Origin of the sequence: Rhodococcus sp. NPDC006774, assembly GCF_040636045.1 — a bacterium.
Classification (GTDB): domain Bacteria; phylum Actinomycetota; class Actinomycetes; order Mycobacteriales; family Mycobacteriaceae; genus Rhodococcoides.
The window spans coordinates 16,828-39,680 of the sequence record NZ_JBEYIW010000005.1 but is presented as its reverse complement, the minus strand read 5'-3'; the positions used below and the strand labels follow the sequence as shown (position 1 = coordinate 39,680).

Annotated in this window: 20 protein-coding genes and 1 pseudogene; 8 read left to right on the top strand and 13 right to left on the bottom strand. The window is 66.0% G+C overall.

Translation table 11 applies throughout. The features are described 5' to 3' along the window. Positions 1 to 31 precede the first annotated feature (31 nt). The 3 genes from ABZ677_RS09420 to ABZ677_RS09410 form a co-directional block, all read right to left on the bottom strand. On the bottom strand, positions 32 to 2,605 hold the full coding sequence (locus tag ABZ677_RS09420) for an alpha/beta fold hydrolase (protein ID WP_358368654.1): 2,574 nt from the start codon (positions 2,603 to 2,605) through the stop codon (positions 32 to 34). Positions 2,606 to 2,788: 183 nt separating this feature from the next. Then, the gene (locus ABZ677_RS09415; RefSeq protein ID WP_358369166.1) at positions 2,789 to 5,311 is read right to left on the bottom strand and encodes an FtsX-like permease family protein; all 2,523 of its coding nucleotides are present in this window, start codon (positions 5,309 to 5,311) and stop codon (positions 2,789 to 2,791) included. 68 nt (positions 5,312 to 5,379) lie between these two features. Continuing rightward, a complete protein-coding gene (locus tag ABZ677_RS09410; RefSeq protein ID WP_037194862.1) occupies positions 5,380 to 6,114 on the bottom strand; it encodes an ABC transporter ATP-binding protein in 735 nt (244 codons plus the stop codon). A gap of 75 nt (positions 6,115 to 6,189) precedes the next feature. Here ABZ677_RS09410 and ABZ677_RS09405 point away from each other — a divergent pair, with 75 nt between their 5' ends. Then, on the top strand, positions 6,190 to 6,954 hold the full coding sequence (locus ABZ677_RS09405) for a deoxyribonuclease IV (protein WP_037195492.1): 765 nt from the start codon (positions 6,190 to 6,192) through the stop codon (positions 6,952 to 6,954). On the opposite strand, the gene ABZ677_RS09400 is transcribed toward ABZ677_RS09405, so the two are convergent. From ABZ677_RS09400 to ABZ677_RS09380, 5 genes are all read right to left on the bottom strand, one after another. Further along, positions 6,932 to 7,627 (bottom strand): hypothetical protein, encoded by a 696-nt coding sequence (locus ABZ677_RS09400; RefSeq protein ID WP_141216979.1) that lies wholly within the window; start codon positions 7,625 to 7,627, stop codon positions 6,932 to 6,934. The two genes, ABZ677_RS09405 and ABZ677_RS09400, sit on opposite strands and share 23 nt — an antisense overlap. A gap of 106 nt (positions 7,628 to 7,733) precedes the next feature. Then, complete coding sequence (locus ABZ677_RS09395; RefSeq protein WP_094635047.1) at positions 7,734 to 8,210, bottom strand: DUF309 domain-containing protein; 477 nt, start codon at positions 8,208 to 8,210, stop codon at positions 7,734 to 7,736. 36 nt (positions 8,211 to 8,246) lie between these two features. After that, a complete protein-coding gene (locus tag ABZ677_RS09390; protein WP_094635114.1) occupies positions 8,247 to 9,419 on the bottom strand; it encodes a multidrug effflux MFS transporter in 1,173 nt (390 codons plus the stop codon). Positions 9,420 to 9,573: 154 nt separating this feature from the next. Further along, complete coding sequence (locus tag ABZ677_RS09385; RefSeq protein WP_358368649.1) at positions 9,574 to 10,518, bottom strand: aldo/keto reductase; 945 nt, start codon at positions 10,516 to 10,518, stop codon at positions 9,574 to 9,576. A 51-nt stretch (positions 10,519 to 10,569) separates the two neighbouring features. Further along, complete coding sequence (locus ABZ677_RS09380; RefSeq protein WP_358368646.1) at positions 10,570 to 11,502, bottom strand: DNA-3-methyladenine glycosylase 2 family protein; 933 nt, start codon at positions 11,500 to 11,502, stop codon at positions 10,570 to 10,572. Between the two features lie 176 nt (positions 11,503 to 11,678). On the opposite strand from ABZ677_RS09380, the gene ABZ677_RS09375 reads away from it, so the two are divergent. The 4 genes from ABZ677_RS09375 (at position 11,679) to ABZ677_RS09360 (ending at position 16,194) form a co-directional block, all read left to right on the top strand. Then, a complete protein-coding gene (locus tag ABZ677_RS09375; protein WP_037195488.1) occupies positions 11,679 to 12,872 on the top strand; it encodes an MFS transporter in 1,194 nt (397 codons plus the stop codon). A 119-nt stretch (positions 12,873 to 12,991) separates the two neighbouring features. Further along, complete coding sequence (locus tag ABZ677_RS09370) at positions 12,992 to 13,585, top strand: ribonuclease H (protein WP_358368643.1); 594 nt, start codon at positions 12,992 to 12,994, stop codon at positions 13,583 to 13,585. Between the two features lie 189 nt (positions 13,586 to 13,774). After that, positions 13,775 to 15,184, top strand: a complete 1,410-nt coding sequence (locus tag ABZ677_RS09365) for a hemolysin family protein (protein ID WP_082323828.1) — start codon at positions 13,775 to 13,777, stop codon at positions 15,182 to 15,184. Beyond that, positions 15,181 to 16,194, top strand: coding sequence for a hemolysin family protein (locus ABZ677_RS09360; RefSeq protein WP_358368640.1), 1,014 nt, complete (start codon positions 15,181 to 15,183; stop codon positions 16,192 to 16,194). Before ABZ677_RS09365 ends, ABZ677_RS09360 begins: the two co-directional genes overlap by 4 nt. Positions 16,195 to 16,203: 9 nt before the next feature. Here ABZ677_RS09360 and ABZ677_RS09355 read toward each other — a convergent pair whose 3' ends face one another. The 4 genes from ABZ677_RS09355 to ABZ677_RS09340 form a co-directional block, all read right to left on the bottom strand. Further along, a complete protein-coding gene (locus ABZ677_RS09355) occupies positions 16,204 to 17,091 on the bottom strand; it encodes a pirin family protein (RefSeq protein WP_037194851.1) in 888 nt (295 codons plus the stop codon). Continuing rightward, positions 17,088 to 17,540 (bottom strand): MarR family transcriptional regulator, encoded by a 453-nt coding sequence (locus ABZ677_RS09350; protein WP_358368636.1) that lies wholly within the window; start codon positions 17,538 to 17,540, stop codon positions 17,088 to 17,090. The genes ABZ677_RS09355 and ABZ677_RS09350 overlap by 4 nt, the downstream gene beginning before the upstream one ends. After that, entirely contained in the window at positions 17,527 to 18,618 is a 1,092-nt protein-coding gene (locus tag ABZ677_RS09345) for an LLM class flavin-dependent oxidoreductase (RefSeq protein ID WP_037194848.1), read from the bottom strand. The genes ABZ677_RS09350 and ABZ677_RS09345 overlap by 14 nt, the downstream gene beginning before the upstream one ends. Positions 18,619 to 18,703: 85 nt before the next feature. After that, positions 18,704 to 19,078, bottom strand: coding sequence for a hypothetical protein (locus tag ABZ677_RS09340; protein ID WP_094635053.1), 375 nt, complete (start codon positions 19,076 to 19,078; stop codon positions 18,704 to 18,706). 539 nt (positions 19,079 to 19,617) lie between these two features. Between ABZ677_RS09340 and ABZ677_RS09335 the strand changes: the two genes are divergently transcribed. Next, positions 19,618 to 20,655, top strand: a complete 1,038-nt coding sequence (locus tag ABZ677_RS09335; RefSeq protein ID WP_176460674.1) for a GGDEF domain-containing protein — start codon at positions 19,618 to 19,620, stop codon at positions 20,653 to 20,655. Here the strand turns inward: ABZ677_RS09335 and zapE are convergent. Then, positions 20,594 to 21,649 (bottom strand): cell division protein ZapE, encoded by a 1,056-nt coding sequence (zapE, locus tag ABZ677_RS09330; protein WP_358368632.1) that lies wholly within the window; start codon positions 21,647 to 21,649, stop codon positions 20,594 to 20,596. The two genes, ABZ677_RS09335 and zapE, sit on opposite strands and share 62 nt — an antisense overlap. Before the next feature lie 60 nt (positions 21,650 to 21,709). Between zapE and ABZ677_RS09325 the strand changes: the two genes are divergently transcribed. Further along, a complete protein-coding gene (locus ABZ677_RS09325; protein ID WP_358368630.1) occupies positions 21,710 to 22,270 on the top strand; it encodes a TetR family transcriptional regulator in 561 nt (186 codons plus the stop codon). 11 nt (positions 22,271 to 22,281) lie between these two features. After that, a pseudogene (locus tag ABZ677_RS09320) lies at positions 22,282 to 22,780 on the top strand (glycerophosphodiester phosphodiesterase family protein); the annotation flags it as partial. Between the last annotated feature and the right edge of the window lie 73 nt (positions 22,781 to 22,853).

Here is a 22,853-nt window from a genome sequence, read left to right as displayed (position 1 = left end):
AAGCTGAGCCGACACTGCGACAGACCGTCGGTCAGCGTGCGAGGCCCGCGTCGTCGAAGGTGTTCGTGATCGTCTCGGCCAAGTGCGCGGCCATCGGTTCACGCAACATGTCGACGTGATCCCCGGAGATGTCGACGAAGGTCAACTCACCACGACCGACCGTCTGCCACGACCTGAGTTCCTTGACGTTCTCTGCCGTGCGAACCACGGTCATCGAACCCGACCATGGTGTCGGCACGTGCTTGTTCAACGCCACGTACCCGATGCTTGCGAAAACCAACCATTCCATCGTCGTCGGGTACCTCAGCAACCCGGCGAACTGCATCCGTAGCCAGAGGGCAGCGGTGCCGATGCGGCCGAGGTGGAAGCCTGCGTCTTCGCGCGTCTGAGCCGGCGGAGCAGCCGGAACTTCGCGACCCCCGGGCAACCTGTCCAGCAGATGCCGAAACAGTCGCGTGTCGAGGAGCAGCAGGTGGGGAGTTCCGAGGCCGGAGTCTCGGATCTCCTCCGCCATCGCGATGGCAATCCAGCCACCGAGCGAATGACCGACCAGATGGAACGGGCCCTCGGGCTGGACCGTGCGAACAGCGTCGACGTAGCGCTTCGCGGTTCGCCGAATCGTGCGGTCCGGGCGTCCGCGCTTGCCGCGGCCGTGCGCCTGCAACGCATACACGGGGCGGTCGTCGTCGATGTGTTTGACGAGATTCAGAAACGCCATCGCACCGACGCCTGCTCCGCCGACCAGGAAGATCGGTGCCTTGCTTCCCTCCGTGCGCAGCGGCACGAGCACATCGTGTTCGCCGGTCGTGCGCCGACGCGCAGTTGCCGCGTCCTCGAGGCGGGCATCGACTGTCACGGCCAGCGCTCGAACAGTGGTCGCCGCGAACACGTCCTCCGGCGTCAGATCGATCTTCAGGCTCTCGCGAAGTTGGGACAGCATCGCCGTGGTGGTCAGCGAGTTGCCGCCCAGCGCCAGGAAATCCTCGTCCCGGCCGATCGTGTCCAGCCCGATCGCGGTGCGCGCGGCCTCGGCCACGATGTACTCGGTCGGGCCGACCGCTGTGCGCTCGACGCGTCGATCGGCGGGCTCGGGCAGTGCACTTCGGTCGACCTTGCCGCGTTCGTTTCGCGGCATCGCGTCGAGCGCGACGATGTGGGTGGGCACCATCCATTCCGGCAGCGTCCGGCGCAGTGACGCTCTGATCTCGCCCACGGAGGGTCGCCGACCGGAACGAGCCGAACACACGTAGGCGACCAGGTCGGTATCGGTGCCGGAGGTCCTGCCGATCACCGCTGCGTCGTCGATCTCCGGCATGGCGCGCAGCGCTGCCTCGACCTCGGCCGGCTCCACCAGGTAGCCACGCACCTTGACGGCGTCGTCGATGCGTCCCGCCAGATGCAGTGTCCCGTGTTCGTCGAGTCGTCCCAGATCGCCGGTGCGGTACCGGAACAGACCGTCGCCGAGCGCGGCGAATCGTTGGGAGTCCAGACCGGCACCGCCGAGGTAACCGTCGGCCAAGCAGCTCGACGTCACCCGTACTTCGCCGATCACGTCGGGTGCACACGTCGAACCGTCGGAGGCGACGACCTCGACGAGCTTGCCCGGGATGGGTCTGCCTGCGGGGAGAAAGCCCGACGGCAGCGCTCGCTCGAGCGGGTATTCGCCGTAGGCGACGGCACCGGCCTCGGTGGTCGCGTACCAGTTGACCACCGTCGCTCGGCTGTCGAACCGCCGCCGGAAGCCGTCGGCATCGTCGGAGTGCAGGGATTCCCCGTAGGTGATTACCACCCGCAGCGTCGGTACGGCCCCGCGCCCGCCTGCTGCGTGTTCGGTGGGTCCGTGATCGACTGCGGAGACTGCGCGCAGCAGCGACGACGAGCAGTGCAGCGTCGTCAGGGAATGCGCGGCAGTCCACTCGACGGTGCTGCTGGGGACACCCGACCTGGGGTCGCGGCAGTGCACGGCGGCACCGCTGAGCAGGCCGGCGAACAACGTGTTCAAGCCGGCACCGAAGCTGACCGGAAGCGAGTTTCCGACGCGGTCGTGTGGGCTCAGTGCCAACGCGTTGGCAACCTCGTATGCCTTGGTCAGACACATGCGGTGGCTCAGGATCACGCCCTTGGCGGTGCCGGTGGATCCCGAGGTGTAGTTGATCACCGCGGTGTGGTCGCCCGACAGTGTCGGCAGCGGAACACAGGAGTCCATGGCTGCGGCAACGGTGGCGGAGTCGATCGCCGTCGCGGCTGCTTGGTCGATGATCGTGGCGCGGCGCTCGGCCGGAAGCATGGAGTCGAGCGGCACCAGGGGATGGCCCGCGGCGACGACGGCCAGCATCAGCACGATCGAATTCGTCGTTGCGTCGGTGTCCACGGCGAGCGGCCGAGAATCGGCGGGGAAGAGAGTGGCGATCTTGCGAGCCAGAGAGTAGGCGCGGTGGAGGAGCTCGTCGAAGGTCAGCGAGGTGCCGTCGACGTCGAGTGCGACGGCATCGGGCAGGGCGTGAGCCACCTCGCGGTAGCGGGCCATCAGGGTGTCGCGGCGTTCGGGCCGGCACAACGGGGCCAGAGAAAGTCGGGTCGGCGCATCGATGTCCTGAATCGACATGATTCTCCTTGCACGAGCCCGACCCGTGATGACGGAGTCGGTTTGTGACTCACAAACCGTCTCTGAGACTGTTTTACCGACTCAAAGGTAGACGCGCATGGCCTTTTTACGCAAGCGGAAAACCGGACATTCCACAACAATCGGGTGACGTTGCGGAATGCCCGGTCTGTTTCGGGCCTGTCCCTACAGGTCCGCGATGGCCTCCAACGGCTTCGTGCGTGCGGCTCGCACGGCAGGCCACAGCGCCGCCAACACACCGACGACGGCCGATCCGAGCAGCATCGCCACCACCTGGCCCCACGGCACGGTCATGGTGCCCAGGCCCTCGTCGCGCAGAGTCTGCACGAATCCCCACCCGAACGCGATGCCGAGGACGACGCCCACGATCGCGCCGAACAGTGCGATGAGCAGCGACTCGAGATAGATGATGCGACGAACCTGTGGACGCTGCATTCCTATGGCCCGCAGCATGCCGATCTCCCGACGCCTCTCCACGACCGACAGGGCCAGCGTGTTGACGATGCCGAGCACGGCGATGACAACGGCCAGAGCCAGCAATCCGTACAGCACGGCGAGCAGGGTGTCGATCTGCTGACCCTGGCTGCCCTTGAACTCCTCGACGTCCTGAACCTGGACGACGACGAACGGCGTGGTCGCCGCTTCGAGATCGGTTCGCAGCGTGTCCAGGTCGGTACCGGGCGTGGCCTTGATCAGAACCAGGATGTCGGACCGGGTGATGGACGGCGTCACCTCCTGGTAGATGTCGCCCGAGACGATCCAATTCCCGATGAGCGGATTGTCGGTGAACACACCGGTGACGGTCACGGGGACCGACGCCCCGTCCACGGTGTCGAAGGTGACCTCGGTTCCGACCGTCCATCCGCGGTTGGCCGCTTCGGTTTCCGACACCGAGAATCCGTCGCTGTCCAGGTCTGCCGTGCCCTGGACCATCGACAGCTCGAGCAGTCCCTCGGGAGAGCCGTCGATGGCGGCGCCGTACTCCTCCTGGCCCGCGATGGTGACGAACACCGGGTGCAGTACCGCGGTGCGGTCCACGCCGGTCACCTCTTGTGCAGCGGTCGTGGCACCGGTCGGAACGCCGATCGACTGCGGACCGGAGAGGATGTAGTCCGCCTCGACGCCGGTGTCGACGAGTGAGTCGACGCTGGCCTTGGCAGTGGATCCGAGCACGCCGATGACGGTGACGAGCATGAGGCCGAGCATCAGGGCGAAGGCGGTGGCCGCGGTGCGTCGCGGGTTGCGTACCGAATTGGTCCTGGCCAAGCGCCCGATCGCTCCGAACGGACGGGTGATGACGGCACCGAGCGCGCCGACAACCGGCCGGGACAGCGACGGCGCGGCCAGTGCGGTGGCGACGATCAGTGCGACGGCTCCCGCGCCGACCGTGGCAGCGGCCGCCCCGCCGGTCGACTGCGCGCCGATGATCAGTGCGGCCGCGCCTGCGATTCCCAGGCCGACGCCCACGAACGTCCTGGTGCGCAGGGTGTCGCCCGCAGAGGCGAACTCCTCGCGCATCGCGGCGACCGGTGGAATCTTTGCCGCCCGCCGGGCCGGGGCGTACGCGCTCAGCACGGTGACGACGATGCCGACGGCGAACGCGACGACAACGGTGCGCGGCTCCAGTGCCAACGGTCCCGACGGTAGGCCCAGGTCGAATGCGTTGAGCAGCGCCCGTAGCCCGTAGGCCAGCCCTACTCCGCCGACGAAGCCGAGGACGCTGCCGATGACGCCTACGACCAGAGCTTCCAGGACGACCGATCGGCTGACCTGTCCGCGGCTGGCTCCGATGGCGCGCAGCAGTGCCAGTTCGCGGACGCGCTGAGCGACGATCATCGAGAACGTGTTGTAGATGATGAAGGTGCCGACCAGCAGGGCGATCCCGCCGAAGGCGAGCAGGAAGTAGTTGATGAACGACAGTGCCGACTCGACCTCGGCCTGAGTCTCGGCCTGTACGTCCGCGGCGGTCTGGACCTTCAGATCGGGAAACGCCGCGGCGATCTCGTCACGAAGATCGCTCTGAGTCAGCCCTTGCGCGGCCAGATCGTTGCCCGCGACGTCGATGTACTGCACGTGGGCACCGTCGGTGAACAGCTCGTTCGCCTGGCTCTGCACGAATTGGATTCCGATGTAGCCACCGGATTCGGTTGCCGTCGAATAGATTCCGCTGATCGTGACGTCGGTGATGCCCTTGGACGGCACGAGGACCTGGGTGGCGTCGCCCACCTTCAGTCCCGCGCGCTCGGCACCACCTTCGTTGATCGTGACCTGACCGGGAGCGGTGGGAGCCGAACCGTCGACGAAGGTGGTCGGATCACCGAGTCGTTGGTCGTCCGGGAGGTACGACTCACCGATGGTCGGTGCGCCGCCGGACTGTACGGCGGCACCGTCCGAGCCGAGCAGCACCAACTGCCCGCCGACGTACGGCGACACGGCGCGCACGTTCGGCAACGTCGAGATCGCCGCGATGTCCTCGTTCGGTACGCCGGACGAGCGTGCGTCCTCGGGGCTCACGCGAACGTCCGCGCCCTGCGCGGTATCGGCGAACAGGGAGGAGAAGGTGCGCTGGAGGGTGTCGGTGAACACGAAGGAACCCGCGACGAATGCCGTGCCGAGCACGACGGACAGCACGGTCAGAGCAAGGCGAACCTTATGTGCAGCAAGGTTTCTCAGCGAAACCTTGCGCATGGGATTGCCCGACGCGGCCCGACGTGGGGCCTTGTCGGCGACCGAGTGTTTGGAGGCCGAGTGCGCCATTATCGGACCGTCTCCAGCTTCTTCATCCGCTCGAGTACGGCGTCGGCCGTGGGCGCGTTGAGCTGATCGATGACTGCGCCGTCGGCGAGGAACACGACGCGGTCGGCGTAACTGGCCGCGCGCGGATCGTGCGTGACGATGACGACGGTCTGATCGAATTCGTCTGCGGCAGTGCGCAGAATCGACAGCACCTCGCCGGACGAGCGGGAGTCCAGGTTGCCGGTGGGCTCGTCGCCGAACACGATGTCGGGTCGACCTGCCAGTGCGCGGGCGCACGCCACTCGCTGCTGCTGTCCGCCCGAGAGCTCGCTGGGGCGGTGATCGAGGCGGTCGCGCAGGCCAAGTCGGTCGACCACGGTGTCGAGCCATCCCTGATCCGGCGTGCGGCCGGCGATGTCGAGGGGCAGTGTGATGTTCTCGAGCGCGGTGAGCGTCGGCACCAGATTGAAGGCCTGGAACACGAATCCGATTCGGTCCCTTCGTAATCCGGTCATCTCCTTGTCGGAGAGTGCCGTCAACTCGGTGTCGCCGATGGTCACCGTTCCCGAGGATGCGTTGTCCAGGCCGGCCAGGCAGTGCATGAGCGTGGACTTCCCCGAACCCGACGGGCCCATGATGGCGGTGAATTCTCCGCGAGCGAAGTCGACGCTCACCCCGGACAGTGCGTGGACCTGGGTGTCCCCTGATCCGTAGACCTTCGATACGTTGACCGCACGTGCGGCGATGTCGCTCATGGGTGCCAGTGTTCCAGCGTTCTGCGCCCGTCGCTATCAGGGGAGACCCTGAACACCACCCCTATGATGGGCGTCATGCGCATCGGAGCCCACGTCCGCGACAGCAGCGACCCTCTCGGCACGGCCGAGGCCCTCGGCGTCGACCTCGTCCAGATGTTCCTCACCGATCCGCAGAAGTGGAACAAGCTCTCCCCGCACCCTCAGGGCGAGGCGTTGCTGACCGGCGACGTCGACGTGGTGGTGCACTCGTCCTACGTCCTCAATGTGGCGAGCCTGAACAATCGGATCCGTATTCCGTCGCGCAAGGCCGTCATCGAGCAGGCCGCTGCTGCGGCCGAGATCGGGGCCATCGGGTTGGTCGTCCACGGCGGCCACGTCCGTGAGGGCGAGGACACTGCCAAGGGAATCGACAACTGGCGCAAGCTGTTCGAGCGCCAAGCGGAGCAGGGCGGCTTCGCGGTGCCGATCTTCGTCGAGAACACCGCGGGCGGAGACTCCGCGATGGCGCGCCACTTCGACGACATCGCCCGGTTGTGGGACGCGATCGGTGAGTTCGGTGCCGGATTCTGTCTGGACACCTGTCACGCGTGGGCCGGGGGCGAGGATCTCGTCGACGTGGTCGACCGAATCAAGGCCATCACCGGACGAATCGATCTGGTGCACCTGAACAATTCGCGCGACGAGTTCGACTCGGCGCGAGACCGGCACGCGAACCTCGGCACGGGAACGATCGACGCCGAGATTCTGACCGCCGTCGCACTGGCTGCCGACGCGCCGGTGATCCTCGAAACTCCCCCCGAGGGGATCGAGGACGACGTCAGGCTGCTGAAGAGCCTGTAGTGGCGAGTGCGAGGCTGTGCACGGCCGCCGACCACAGTCGGATCAGTTCGTCGACGCCGTGCAGGTTCGCAGCCCAGGTGATGCGCGCCGTCGCGGTACCCGCATCGGTCACGGAGATCCCGAAGTCGATGGCGTGATCGCGGCTGGGCTCTGCCAGTGCATCCTCACGCACGATGATCTGAGCTCCTGCGCGCGAGGCCAGCGCGGGATAGTTGCGAGTCAGTGCGTAGTCGCGGCCGCCGTTCGGCACCGAGCCCAGCCGCCTCGAGACGTCGTCGACGAGGTGCTCGCGGAGAGAGGGGACGGCGAGAGCGTCGGTGCGAAGCGCAGGAAGCCGGACCGGGTGCACTGCACCGGTGTTCTCGAGATCGAGGTCGACCAGCACGCCGGCCGAGGAGCCGCGGTGGTTGTTCGCCTGCCACGTGGACACGGCCGAACCCAGGGCCGCGAGCAGCAGAACGCGGCGGCGGTGTGCGCCGTCGGGCAACGCGAACGTCACCGATGCCTGCTCGAATTCCGTCGACCGTTCGGTGAGCAACGGTCGCTCCGCCGGGGTCAGGACTGCGACCCAGTACGGAACCTGTTCGGCTACCTCGGTGCAGAGAGTGCGTCCGAGCTGGGCCGGGCTGATCGTCTCGCGGTGCACGAGTCTGAGCGGTGCGAACACGGTCACGCCGACGAACCCCACTTCCGAAGCAGATTGTCCTAGCCTTACCTAACCTTCACCAGGCTAGCTCGAGTCGGGATCGGACGCCAGGACGCCCCCTGTCGGGATCGGTTCAGTCGATAGCGCGCAGCGCCGGAATACCGGGGGCCACCGGCAACCGTCCGGTCTCGAGCTCGACGAGCAGGCCCTCCGACCAGGTCAGCAGGCCGGTGACGTCGACGTGATGCGGAGGATCGCACTCGAATCCGATGAGTCGGTCGTGTCCCTGCCGGAGCAGCGAACCGGCACCGACGCGATTGCCGCGCATCAGATGAGTCAACCCGACGGCGAGTTGGGCGAGGCCCTGCCACAACGGACGCTCGTCGGGCGAGCAGCTTTTCCACGTGCCCTCGAGTACCTCGTGCGCATGGAACGGCATGTCCGCGTCGAGGAATCTCTGCGCTTCGACCAGAGCAGCAGTGGGAGGAAGCCGGAGGTCGTCGGGCACCCGTGGGGTTCCGTTGCCACCGCGCGCGAGGGGCCGCCCGAGACCGTCACGAGGCCTGGCATTGAGGGGTTTACCGTGCGCATCACGTTCGCGTTCGGCCATGGCGAAAACCCTAGTGTGTGGTGGCCCCCACCGAGCTCATAGGCGCGAAGACGAGCGCGCGGTGATGACACCCAGTGCTACCAGTGCGGCGGCGGAGGTCGCGACCATCGTGGTGGACACGGCCACCGCGTCGTTTCCGAGTGCGCCGACGACAGGCGCAACGATGGCACCGAGCCCGAATTGCGCTGCCCCGAGGAGGGCAGCGGCTCCGCCTGCAGCCTCACCGTGCCGGGACAGCGCGAGCGCAGGCGCGTTGGGCATCACGAACCCGACGGCCCCGAGTACGAACCACAGCGGGACGACGAACCCGGCCATGCCGCCGACCCCGGTGATCGCCAGGACCGTCATGACGGCACCGGCGAACACCGCGAAGGACAGCGCTGTCAGCACGATCTGCACCGGTGCGAAGCGTCCGAGCAGAAGGACGTTGAGCTGGGAAGCCCCGATGAGGGAGATGGCACCGGCGGCGAAGACGATCGCGAACTGCTGCTCGTCGAGGCCGAACTCCTCCTGCAGAACGAACGACGACCCGGCGATGTAGGCGAACAGCGAGGCCATCGCCAGTGCGGCCACCAGGACGAGAACGACGAACTGGGCGTCACGCAGCAGTGAACGGTAGGTGCGCAGTACCGGCAGCACTCCACTGGCGCGGCGACGCTCGGGTGGAAGCGTTTCGCGCAGCGACACGATCGCCAACGTCATCAGAGCAACACCCATGATCGCCAGAGCCGCGAACACGAGACGCCAGGATCCGACCAGCAGCACGGCACCGCCGAGCGATGGGGCCAGCACGGGAGCGACGCCCATGACCAGCATCAGGCGTGAGAGGACGGTCGCGGCGGCGCGGCCACTGAACAGGTCGCGCACGATGGCCATCGCGACCACGGCTGCGGCTGCAGCACCGAGACCCTGGACGACGCGGAGGCCACCGAGAACGGCGATGTTGGGAGCCACGATGCACGCGACCGAGGCCAGGATGTGCACTCCGGTGCCGACGATCAGGGGCAGGCGTCGGCCGACGATGTCCGAGAGCGGCCCGATGATCAGCTGCCCGAGGGCAAGACCGACGAGGGTGCCCGCGAGGGTGAGCTGCACAGCGGACGAGGACGTGTTCAGGTCGTCGGCGATGGCCGGAAGGGCCGGCAGATACATGTCGATGGTCAGTGGGCCGAGCGCGATGAGCGCGCCGAGCACCAGGATCACCCGCAGGCGTTCCCTGGACGTCGGCTCGGGGGACGTGTTCGTTGCCGGTGCTTCGGCTACGGCTGTCTCGGCTGCTGACGTGTTCGGTGCTTGGGCCACCCGAGGTTCAGCAACCGGGGCACACGTTCTGTTCCCGGTTGCTGACTACAACTTTCGTGTTCTATGCCACGGCGTCGGACAGTACGGTCAGCTTCTCGACTTCCCGGCTGGTCAGAGCCAGTGCCGGTGCGTCCAGCAGAGCCGGTAGCTGAGATATCTTGCTCGCGCTGGCAATCGGCGCGGTGACTCCCGGCCGGGCCAGCAGCCAGGCCAGCGCGACGCTCGAGATCTCTGCCGAACGGGATTCGGCGATCTCGCGCAGACCCTGCACGACATCCAGACCGGCGTCGGAGAAGTATCCGGTGGTCAGTCGTTCGCGCTGTTTGCCCGCGAGGTCCTCGCGGGTGCGGTACTTGCCGGTCAGGAAACCTGCGGCGAGGGAGAAGTACGGGAACACCCCGAGGTCGTTCTCGACGGCCAGGTTCTGCAGCTCGCCCTCGTAGTCGCCGCGGGCGACCAGGTTGTAGTGCGGCTGCAACGCGATCGGGGCGGCGAAACCGTTCTCCTTCACCAGCTCCAGCCACTCGCGCACCCGCGCGGGGGTGTAGTTCGAGATGGCGACGTGCCGGACCTTGCCCGCTGTCACCAGCTCGTCGAACGCGGCGAGAGACTCCACGAGCGGGGTCTTCTCGTCGTCGTAGTGCGCGTAGTAGACGTCGATGTGGTCGGTTTGCAACCGGCTCAGCGACGCGTCGGCGGCGGCTCGGACGTTGTCCGCGGCCAGTCCGCGGAACTCGGGATGCTGGCTGACCTTGGTGGCGATGACGACGTCGTCCCGGTTTCCGCGGGCTCTGGTCCAGTTGCCGATGATGGTTTCGGACTCGCCGCCGGAGTTGCCGTCGGCGAATGCCGAGTACGAATCCGCGGTGTCGACGAAGTTGCCTCCGCCCTCGACGAAGGCATCGAGAATCTCGAAGGACTCGGCCTCGTCGCTGGTCCAGCCGAAAGTGTTCCCTCCTAGAGCGAGCGGAAAGACATCCAGATCGGAACTACCGATGGCAACCACAGACAAACCCCTTACGTCGGCGAACAACTCGACTGTACGAGCAGTGAGGGCTCAGTGCCACGTGTGATCCACCAGCGCGGTTCGCGGACCGAACTTGGGCTTGGTGGCCTTGCCGCTCAGGTACAGCAGCCGAATCGCGCGATGCCTGTGCGGTGCCAAGGGCTGCAGATACTCGACCATCTCCGCGTCGTCGATCGGTCTCCCCAACAGCGACCAGCCCACCACCGACGCCAGGTGGTAATCGCCCACCGACAACGCGTCGGGATCCCCGAGGGCGCGTTGCGCGGTCTCGGCCGCCGTCCAGACACCGACGCCCGGGATCGCCCGCAGCCTGCGTTGCGCGTCCTCGGGTGTCATTCCCGACGCCTCCTCCAGCCGTCCGGCTGCGCAGGCAGCGCGGACGATGGTCTTGGACCGGGCCGGGTCCACGTTGGCGCGGTGGTACTCCCACGACGGGATACGACGCCACACGTCGGGTGTCGGAAAGACGAACATCGGCTTCGGCGTCGGCCCCGGTGCCTTCTCGCCGAACTTGCTCACCAGGTGGCGCCACGATCCGAAGGCCGAAATTCCGTGGACGCGTTGCTCGATGATCGCCGGGATCAGGGCCTCGAGGACCAGTCCGGTTCTGCCCAGACGCAGGTGCGGTAGTTGCCGATGGGCTTCCTGGAGAATCGGATGCTCCGGTGCGAAGGTGGCTGCATCGTCGTCCGTGCCGAGCAGAGCGGGCACCGCGTCCAACAGTTCGGGTGCGCCGGGGCCCCAGGCTCGAACCTGCGCGCTCGTCGGCGACACCTGCGTCAGGCGGTATGTCACCGGGCCGGAGCTTATCCGCGACGTGCGCCAGATCCCGCCGTCCGGCGTCGACTCGTAGGTGGGATCGCCGCGGCCACGGCGTAGCGGCGACACCGACATCCGCACGTCGAGTCGTTGCTCGGACGTGACCAGGCGCGCGATCCCGTCGGAACCGGCATCGTCGGGCATCGGTTCGTCACCTCCGAAACGGTCGTGGCCATGCGGACCGAGTGGGTCCCCTTCAGGGCTCGGTCGACACTGTTGCAGCGCCGACGGCAAGATACATAGTGCCTCGCTGAGCGCAGGAGTACCGCACGGACTCTCTTGCCGCCTCTGGTCAGGTCGACAGCATCAGGAGGATCTTCGTGGCTCGATCGAGTGCAGCATCGTTCGTCGGAGTCGCCTACGCGTTCGTCGTGGCGATGATGGGTACGACCATGCCGACGCCGCTCTACGCGTTGTACGAGGTCGAATTCGGCTTCTCGGTATTCGTCGTCACGCTGGTGTTCGCCGCGTACGCCGTGGGTGTGCTCGGAGCCCTGCTGGCCTTCGGGCGGTGGTCCGATTCGCTCGGTCGTCGTCCGATGCTGTTGGCGGGGATTGCTTTCGGACTGATCAGTGCCGTGGTGTTCGTGACTGCGGATTCGCTCACGGCCCTGGTGATCGGGCGAGTGCTGTCCGGGTTGTCGGCCGGGATCTTCGTCGGAACGGCGACGGTGACCCTGATCGAACTGGTACCGGACGCGTGGCGGGATCGTGCTCCGGCGATTGCCACGGCGGCCAATATCGGCGGCCTCGGCCTGGGCCCGCTGGTGGCCGGGTTGCTGGCCGAATACCTTCCGCAACCGCTACGCCTGACCTTCTACGTCGACATCGGCCTGCTCGCGGTGGCTGCCCTGGCGGTGTTTCTCGCTCCCGAAACCGTTCGGGTCGCAGCGGGGGCGCGCCCGCAGATGCAACGATTGTCTGTTCCGGCGGACGTCCGTGGCACTTTTCTGCGCGCGTCGATCGGTGGTTTCGCCGGGTTCGCGGTGCTCGGCCTGTTCACCGCGGTATCGCCGGGTTTCATCGCGGGTGTGCTGCAGATCGACAACCATGCCGTCACCGGAGTTGTGGTGTTCGCGGTCTTCGCTTCGTCCGCGACCGCGCAGATATCGATACGCCGGGCCGATCCGACGTCGGCGCAGCGCTGGGGTTGCTTCGTTCTGACGGTCGGGCTGGTGGTCCTGGCTCTGTCGTTGGTACTGACGTCGCTGCCGGTCCTGGTGATCGCGGCACTGCTGTGCGGCATCGGGCAGGGCGTGACGTTCAGCAACGGTATGGCGGCCATCGCCGCGGGGCTTCCGCCGGAACGTCGAGCAGAAGTGACCTCGACGTTTTTCGTGGTGCTGTACGTGGCCATCTCGGTGCCGGTCATCGGGGCCGGGGCTGCGGCGAACGAATGGGGATTGGTGACCGCGGGACTGGTGTTCTCCGCGCTCATCGCAGCGCTCGCGGCGGTGGCGTTCGTGCTGCTCACCCTCGACGGCAGGAAGGCCGGGGCGTCCCACTACTCCTGACCCGGGTGGCGTTGCGCCGGAATCGATTCGCGGTGCCGCACAGTCGATCGTGAAGTACCTCGGTGTTCGTGCGCGAGTCACCCGGAGTTTGTCGGTGCCCCGAAGTAGGGTCTGAGACCGTGATCATCGTGAGTACGGACGGCTCGTGTCTGCGTAACCCCGGCGGAGCAATCGGGTGGGCGTGGGTCAACCACACGGGGCCGAGCAACTCCGGTGGTGAGCCCTCGGGCACCAACCAGGTCGCGGAGCTCAGGGCCCTGCTGGAGGCGGTTCTGGCTCACCCCGGCCCCGAGCCGCTGTTGATCGAATCCGATTCGCAGTACGCCATCAAGTGCGCGTCCGAGTGGCTCGCGGGCTGGAAGCGCAAGGACTGGAAGACAGCGGGCGGTACCCCGGTACGCAACCTGGAGCTGGTGCAGAGCATCGAGCGGGCCATCACCGAACGTGAAGGCCCGGTCCGGTTCCGGTGGGTCCGCGGACACGTCGGCAATCACTTCAACGAAGCAGCCGACGCCTTGGCCGGGGAGGCCGCGCGAGCCGTGGCTGCAGGGGGTGCGGTGTCCCCTGCCGCAACAGCACCCGCGAAGAAGGCACCTGTGAAGACGGCACCTGTGAAAACGGCACCCGCCCCGGCAACTGCCGCCCCGACCGCCTCGGCCCCGACGGCGCGTGAGGCGTCGACGTCCGACGACGCGGTTCCGACGCTGTTCTGATCGCTCATTCCGCCTGGTCGTGAGAATTACGCGCCGGCAGTCGATAGAATCACGACATTCCACTCAATTCGGATTCTCTGACACCGGAGGCGTCGAGCGCACTGTGCACGCCATCGATCCCCCTCGGCCGCCCATGGCCACTGCTTCGTCGGAGGGCACTGCTCCGGCCGTTCGTTGTCGAGTGATCGCATGGTGATCACCGCGATACTCTCCTTGCTTCTCGGCTTCGTGCTCACCGCCGCGATCATCGCGGCCAACGGATACTTCGTGGCCCAGGAGTTCGCCTACATGTCCGTCGACCGGGCGACGCTGCGTACCGGAGCCGAGAAGGGCGACGCGTCGGCCGAGCGAGCACTGAAGGTCACCAAGCGCACCTCGTTCATGCTGTCGGGCGCGCAGCTGGGCATCACGGTCACCGGTCTGATGGTCGGCTACGTGGCCGAGCCGTTCATCGGCGAATCGTTGGGCGAGTTGCTGAGCAGTGCCGGAGTTCCCATCGCGGTGGGTATTTCGATCGGCACGGTGGGCGCTCTTGTGCTTGCGACCGTCGTGCAGATGATCTTCGGCGAGCTCTATCCGAAGAATCTCGCGATCGCCAGCCCCGACCCGCTGTCCCGACGCCTTGCCCGCTCGACGCTGATCTACCTGGCCGCCTTCGGTTGGCTGATCACCTTCTTCGACAAGTCCTCCAACGCGATGCTGCGTCTGCTGCGCGTCGAGCCGGTGCACGACGTGGACAGCAGCGCCACCGCGAAGGACCTGGAGAGCATCATCGAGGACTCCCGCGCGAGCGGGGATCTCACCGAAGATCTCTCGTTGTTGCTCGACCGCATCCTGGATTTTCCGGAGCGCGATGTCGCACACGCGATGATTCCTCGCACTCGGGTGGACGCGGTCACTCCCACCACTGCCATCGGTGAGATGCGGGCGCGGATGGTGCGTGCGCACACCCGGTATCCGGTGATCGGTGACCGTGAAGAGCCGATCGGTGTGGTGCAGCTGGCCGAGGTGTTGGCTGCCGCGCCCGACGACCGGCGTCCGGTCACCGAGATCATGCGGGCACCGCTGATCGTGCCGGAGCTCATGCCCCTGGAGGATGCCCTGGAGTTGTTGTCCAGCACCAAGAACGAGCTGGCCTGTGTCATCGACGAGTACGGCGGATTTGCCGGGGTGCTCACCATCGAGGATCTCGCCGAGGAACTGGTCGGCGAGATCACCGACGAGCACGACGACGAGGACATCGCAGGCGTGCACGATCAGGAAGACGGAGTGTGGCTCATGGACGGCGACGTCCACGTCGACGAGGTCGAACGCACCATCGGTCGCGACATGCTGTTGCCGAGAGGTGATTACGAGACGCTCGCCGGCCTGCTGATCGCGGAGGGCGGGAATCTGCCCGAGGTCGGAGACACGGTGCGTATCGACCTCGCGGTGTTCGGGGCCGACCTGATGGAAGACGAACCGCCGCGTCCGTCCCTCGAAGTGGAGGTGCTCGAGGTGGATCGGCACGTGCCGAGTGAGCTGAGAATCAGACTGCACGAGAACTCACCGGACGGCATCGAGGATTCGCCGGAATCGGACGAGGAGACGGACCGATGAACGCGTGGGTCGTCGTCGCGGTGACGGTACTGCTCATCGCGCTGAGTGCGTTCTTCGTCGTCATCGAGTTCGCGCTGCTCGGTGCCCGCAGGCATCGACTGGAGGAGAAGGCAGGCACGAGCCGATCGGTGCGGGCGGCGCTGCGCGGAATGAACGAGTTGACGATCATGCTGGCGGGCGCGCAGCTGGGCATCACGGCCTGCACCTTCGCGCTCGGTGCCGTCACCAAACCCGCCGTCGATTCCTGGCTCGGTCCGGTGTTCACCTCGTGGGGTGTGCCGGGTTGGTTGGCCGGAACCGCCGCGTTCGCGCTGTCGCTGTTGGTCGTCACCTTCCTGCATCTGGTGATCGGTGAGATGGCCCCGAAGTCCTGGGCCATCGCGCACCCCGAACTCGCTGCCACCATCATCGGGTTGCCGTCTCGGGCGTTCATCCGCCCCTTCCGGCTGTTCCTGGTGTGGGTCAACAAGATCGCCAACACGCTCGTCCAACGGTCGGGAGTGGAGCCGGTCGAGAACGCCGCGGTCGGCGGTCGCGATGCGGAGACCATCCGCAACCTGGTCGAGTACTCGTCGCAGGTCGGTGTGCTGGAACCGGAATTGCAGACCCAGATCACCCGGGTGATCGAACTCGAGACACTGACCGTCGACAAGATCACGGTGCTCGACTCCGAGGCGACCTCGGTGCCGCACGGTGCCACTGTCTCCGATGTGCAGGAGGCGGCGTTGCGCTCAGGTCACCTTCGGGTACTGCTCTCCGACAGCTCCGGCGCGACGCCCGGCGTCGTCCACGTGCGGGACACGTTGCTGGCCGACGTCGGTGAACCGGCCGCCGATTACGCACGGGAGGCCTACTCGGTCGACGGATCGACACCGGTGTACGAATTGCTACGGCAGATGCGAAACCGCAGCGTGCAGCTCGCGGTCGTCGAGACCGGCGGGCAGTTCCTCGGCATCGTCACGCTCACCGACGTCATCAAACGGGTACTGCCCACGGCTCCTGCTGCGTAGCAGAACAATTCAGCCGCGCGGTTGCATCCGGCTGTTGGGTAGCGGAGGTGCGTGCAGTCGAGATCCCGGATAGCCCTCGACGGTGCCGAACTGTTCGCTGCCGCGCTCGTAGGCGGCCCGATACTCGACGACGTCCTCGTGGCTGCGGCCGACGAAGTTCCACCACATGACGATCTGCTCGCCGAACGGCGGTCCGCCGAGCAGCAGCATCCGCACCGGCTCACGGGTCGGATTGTGCAGATCGAGCGTCGAACCGCCCGGTTCGCGGTAGCCGAGATCGGCTGCGGCGAGCACTGTCTCGTCCATCGTCACGGTGCCCTGATCGACGATGACGCCGTGCTCGAACGTCGGGTCGACGTCGAGGGTGACGCGGGCTCCTGCGTCGAGCACGATCTCGGCTCCGAGGAGTGGGGTGAACGTGGCCACCGGCGAGGTCTCGCCGAGCAGTGAGCCGAGGAACACTCGTGCGGTCAGCCCCTGGCTCGTGTGAGTCTGTGGCACGTAGTGCTCGAAAGTCGGTGCGGTGAAACGAGATCGAGCCGGAAGTGCAACCCACAGTTGCATACCGTGCAGAATTTCCGTCTGCGGGGTCGAGGTCTCGGAGTGACTGATGCCGTGGCCGGCCGTCATCAGGTTCAGCTCGCCGGGCCGGACCATGGCGTGTGATCCGACGCTGTCGCGGTGTTCGATCTCGCCGGAGAAGAGCCAGCTGACGGTCTGCAGCCCGGTGTGCGGGTGTGGCGGCACATCCATCGGTGAGGTGTCGGGACCGTAGTGGTCTGCGAAGCACCACGCACCGATCAGCGAACGCTGCCGCTGTGGGAGCGTACGCCGAACCTTCAGTGCGCGTGGACCGCCCAGGGGAACCTCGCGTGGGGTGAGAATCTCGATGGTCATTCGATGCCTGCCTGTGTGGTTCGGAGCTTGGTGCAGAGCCGGTCGAGCTCGGCGAGTTCGTGGCCGTCCAGTGCGCCACCGACCAGTCGTGCGATCTGTGTCGCATGCTTGCGGCCGATCGATTTCTGCAGGTCCGCCCCTGCCTCGGTCAGGCAGATCACCGTCCCGCGCTTGTCCGACGGATCGCTCTGTCGGACAACATAACCCATCGCCGTGAGCCGGTCGCACATCCTGCTCAGCGACGGTTGGCTCAGGAGGATCCGCTCGTTGAGTTCGTGCAGTCGGAGTGCGCGAGTGGGGCTGCTGCTCAAGGTGAACAACACGTCGTACTCGCGCACGCCGATCGGCTTCCAGATGTCCTCGGCGGTGAAGCGTCGCATCAGCGTCACCTGGGAGCGAAAGAGTGACTCCCAGGCATCGACTGCCGCCTCGGTTCTAGATCGAGACACGGGCGTTTCGTTCGGCCAGGGTGCTCGCGTGAGTCGGAGGATTCTCCGGAACACCCTCCGGGCGTCGGGCAGCGAACTCCTTGCGCAGCACCGGCACCACATCTGCGCCCAGGATGTCGAGCTGCTCGAGCACGGTCTTCAGCGGCAGTCCGGCGTGGTCCATCAGGAACAGTTGGCGCTGGTAGTCGCCGAAGAAATCCGCGAAGGCCAGGGTCTTCTCGATGACCTGCTGCGGAGATCCGACAGTCAGCGGAGTCTGTTCGGTGAACTCCTCCATGCTCGGGCCGTGGCCGTACACCGGAGCGTTGTCGAAGTACGGTCGGAATTCGGTCACCGCGTCCTGGCTGTTCTTGCGCATGAACACCTGTCCGCCCAGGCCGACGATCGCCTGGTCTGCGCGCCCGTGCCCGTAGTGCTCGTAGCGTTCGCGGTAGAGGTCGATCAGCGCGATGTAGTGCTCCTTCGGCCAGAAGATGTTGTTCGCGAAGAATCCGTCACCGTGATAGGCGGCGATCTCTGCGATCTCGGGGCTGCGAATGGAGCCGTGCCAGACGAACGGCGGAATGCCGTCGAGCGGTCGCGGCGTGGAGGTGAACCCGTCGAGCGGGGTGCGGAAGTTGCCCTTCCAGGTCACGACGTCCTCGGTCCACAGGCGTCGGAGCAGTTGGTAGTTCTCGAGCGCCAGCGGGATGCCCTGACGGATGTCCTGGCCGAACCACGGATAGACCGGACCGGTGTTGCCGCGGCCCATGATGAGGTCGACGCGTCCCTCGGCGAGATGCTGCAGCATCGCGTAGTCCTCGGCGATCTTCACCGGATCGTTGGTGGTGATCAGCGTGGTCGATGTCGAGAGAATCAGCTTCTCGGTCTGCGCGGCGATGAAGCCGAGCATGGTCGTGGGAGACGACGGCACGAAGGGCGGGTTGTGGTGCTCGCCGGTCGCGAAGACGTCGAGCCCGACGTCTTCGGCGTGCTTGGCGATGGTGACCATCGACCGGATGCGCTCGTGTTCGGTGGGCGTCACTCCCGTCGTGGGGTCGGTGGTGACGTCTCCGACGGTGAAGATTCCGAACTGCACAGTGTGCTCCTACCCGAACAAAGTTCATGCGTTTGCATCGACTGCGTCGTACAACGGTGGGCCGTCACGCGCTATTCCACGTCGTTCACCGGACGAGTGACGCGGTTCCGCTCAGCAGTCGCACGTCGTAGGCCTCGACCGCACCGTGTACCTCGGTCGATCCACCGTGGACCGTGTACAGCACCGCGTAGGAGGTGAAAGTGACGGGTTGGCCGTCGTCGGGGTCGATCGTGACGCGCGGCAACACGACCAGCAGGTGGGTCCGATTACCGTCCGACAGATTTTCGACGACGGTGCGAACCTCGAATCCCAGGTCCGATCGGGTGACGTCGGTGGACTCCAGCGTCTGCCCGCTCAGAACGAGTTGCGCCGCCCAGACGCCGGCGGATCGGTGGGCATCGAGGGTCCCGGTGATGTCGTCGCCGGTGAAGTCGTAGTGGTTCGCTGCTGTGAAAGGCATGGTCACAGGCTATTCCTCGGGTCGTGAAAAATCTTCGGAAAAATTTCCCATCCGGTACCCATCCACCTCGAGGGGGGCTGCGAATGAACAATGAGACACCCGCTACTGCTGTCGCCCCCGACCGCCGTCAGTAGTGGGTGTCTCCCTTTGTCTGTAGGGGGGAAGGCGTGCATCGGTCGTGGAAACGACGGGCGAGCGCTCCGCAGGCCGGGCGAGACCGGATCAGGGGATTTCGGGCGAGCCGAAACGGTGATCGGTACGCTTTCGGACCTGGGCAGTTCGTTTCACAAGGGAGCCCCATGCACGAAGACTTTCGATCGCCCGTAGCGCGGCACAGCGAGCGATCGAATGCGTCCCTACGACCACGTTCGGTGCGGGCGCACGGCGCGACACGGAGTCGCCACCGCAAACGGTCGACCCCACTCCTGCCGCCGAGGTCGATCCCGAGTACCACCGTTCCGCCGCTCGGACCCCAGCCCAGTGCAGCTCAGGTTCTTCGCCACTGGTTCGCTGCTCCGCACGATTTCGACTGGATCTTCGTGCACAAGTCGACTCGTCCGCTGCACCGATTGATCCGAGTCGTGTTCGCCAGCTGTGTGGCCCTGTACGCCGTCGTGTCCATCCTTATGCTGGCCTCGCCGAACGGGCCGACCGGATCGGGTCCTGTTGCCTACGTACTCTTCATCCTGGTTCTGCAGTTCGCCACGATCGTGTGGTTGCTCGTCGGGCCGCTGCCGGATCGTAAGTGGCAGTTGGTGGCGTTCCTGGTGTTCGGCGACGTCGGGCTTGCGTCGGTGATTCTTCTCGATGTACCCACGTCGGCGCTGATCGGCACGTTCCTCTTCGCGCTGACAGGGTCGATGTGCACCTTCTTTCTCGGACCGAGGCTGCTTGTCGCTCACCTGGTGTTCGCCAATCTGGTGATCGTCTACATCGGGGTGGCCGCGTACACGCAGGGTTTGTGGGGGCCGTGGGATGCGATCGCCGCAGTGCTGGTTGCAGGAGGTGCGACGTCGGGTGTCCCGATCTTCGCCCAGATCGCCTGGTCGTTGGTGTGCGAGGACGCACGGCAATCCGAGATCGATCCGCTGACCCGCTTGAAGAACAGACGCGGACTGCAGAATGCCATCGAAGACCTGTGGACGGTCGCTCACGGCGAGCAGCTGGCGCTCGTCCTCGTACTCGTCGACATCGATCGGTTCAAGAGCGTCAACGACCGCTACGGACACGACCAGGGCGACGCCGTCATCGTCCTCGTTGCCGACCGTCTCCGCGACCACCTCGGCACGTCGGGGGTGGTGGCGAGAACAGGGGGCGAGGAGTTCGTAGCCGTCCTCGTCGGCGAGGCAGAACAACTGTGTGAGCTGGTGGCGGAGGTGAGCGGCACTCTGACGAATCGCTCGGATCCGATACCGGTCACAGTGAGCGCCGGCGCCGTCGTGATCGCTCCCGATTCCGATGCGTGGACCGCAGGGGTCGACGTGGTCAACGATGCGACGCGCGTGGCGGACTCCCTCATGTACCGAGCGAAGGCGGACGGCGGAAATCGAACGATGCTCGAGACGATGTGGCCGTAGCCATGTCGGTGCGCACGGAAGATCCCAATTCACTGAGCCTGCTGACCAATCGATCGGTGTCGAGACCCGAACATCCGACGGCGAATTCATCCAGCGGGACGAGGGCGTGGAAGTCGACCCGCACATCGCGGTCGTAGGCGACGTCCACCAGATTCGCGAACCGCTGAGCAGCGAACTCGTCGACAGTCGACAGTGCGGGCACCTCGGTGACGGTCAAGCTGGTTGTCTCCTCGAACAGTCGAAGGTAGTCACCCGTCGAACGAGCGGTGCAGCACAGATCGGCAAAGGTGCGACCGCCGATGCCCGACTGCGGGCCAGTTCGGTCACTCCGCAGGCTCCGCTCCTGCTTTTTCTGGTCACTCCGCAGGCTCCGCTCCAGCTTTTTCTGGTCACTCCGCAGGCTCCGCTCCTGCAGACTCCAACTTCCCGACGCGAATCGCGAACCGCTCGTGCCGGCGGCACGGTAATCGACGGGACCGTCGACGCAGATCACCTCGAGATTTTTCTTCAGCTTCTCGATCGTCGGAACGAAGGTCGGGTGGTACAGCGGATTGGGCAGCAGATCGTCGGGGGCGTAGTTGGAGGTGACGACCAGAGCGACCCCACGGACGAACAGGGCGTCGAGCATCCGCGTGATGAGTCGGGCGTCGCCGATGTCGTGAACGTGGAATTCGTCGAAGCACAGCAGTTCGGCCTGCACTCCGGTGTCGTCCGTCGAGAGGATGTCGTCGATGGCCGCGTCGATCGAGAAGCGGTGCCGAAAGTACGCAGCGTGCAGGTCGCGAAAGAAGGCATGGAAGTGGACGCGCTTCTTCGCGGTTGTCTCGGCACCGGCGAAGTAGGCGTCGAGCAGCCAGGTCTTGCCGCGGCCGACCGGGCCCCACAGGTAGACGCCCTCTGTGCCGGGGGTCGAGAGTACGTCGGCGGCCGATGCTTGGGCGTCGTCGAGGGTGAAGTCGGCGTCGAATGTGTGTGGCGGGGCGATCGGCCTCATGGCTCGAACCGTACGCCGCCATCCTCTACTTTTGTAGAGTGAGTGTGTAGGGTCACGATCATGGATCGCCGAACCGCAATCGCAGATACGGCGCTCGAGGTCATCGCCCGAGACGGCCTGCGCGCACTGACGCATCGGGCGATCGATTCGGCGCTCGACTACCCGGCAGGGTCGACGTCCTACTACTTCCGCACGAAGTCCGACCTGCTGGCGGCGGTTGCCGCCCGACTCGTCGAGCGTTCGCGCGAGACGTTCATGGATATCGCCGGAACCGAGAGTGATGTCGCCACGGTCGTCGCGCGGTATCTTCACGATGCGCTCACTCATCGCATGATCGACCTTCGGGCCCGGTCCGCGTTGATGCTGGATCCTGCTGTCGCGCATGATGTTCGGGACCTGCTCGCTCGGTCCTTCTTCTCACTCGAACGGGCGCGGGCGTTGTTCGTCGATCCCGCGCACGGAGACGGTCTGGTCTCGCTCTGCGAGGGTCTGATGGCCGATGTGATGTTCGGCCGTCGAGTATCGAAAGATGTTGCAGCGCTGCAATTACCGATCTCGGTCTACCTGCAGGGTGCCGGGAGCTCACTGCGAGGGGCCCGGGTGGACACCGACCTTCCGTAGCCTCGTCGAGCATGCGATTCGGTCGGTACTTGCCCCTGGTGTGCGTTCCCCTCGCGGTGTTGACGGGGTGCGGAACGGACTCGGCGGCGGACCCGACCCCGCTCGGGTCGTTCGATCTGCAGGCCCATCGCGGCGGTCTCGGCTTGGTCACCGAGAGCACGATCGAATCGTTCACCAACGCACTGTAACTCGGGGTGAGCACCCTCGAACTGGACACTCGGATCGCCGAGGACGGCATCGCGATCGTCACCCACGACCGCAGGGTCTCGGACAGCAAATGCGTCGATACCGGGTTCGCTCACACCGGGGGATCCCGAGTTTCCGTACGTCGGGAAGTTCGTGAACACACTGACACTCGCGCAGATTCGTACTCTCGATTGCGGAGCCCTACCGCTCACGGACTATCCGGAGCAACGACGCGTCCCCGGCGCTCGCATGCCGACCCTCACCGAGGTGTTGGATCTGGTGAAGTCGGCCGACGCGCCGGGAGTGAAACTCAACGTCGAAACCTACCCCGACCGGGTGCGTGCCGTCATGAGCGAGCGCGGACATCCTCTGCCCGAGCCCGCCCGGTGACGGTCCC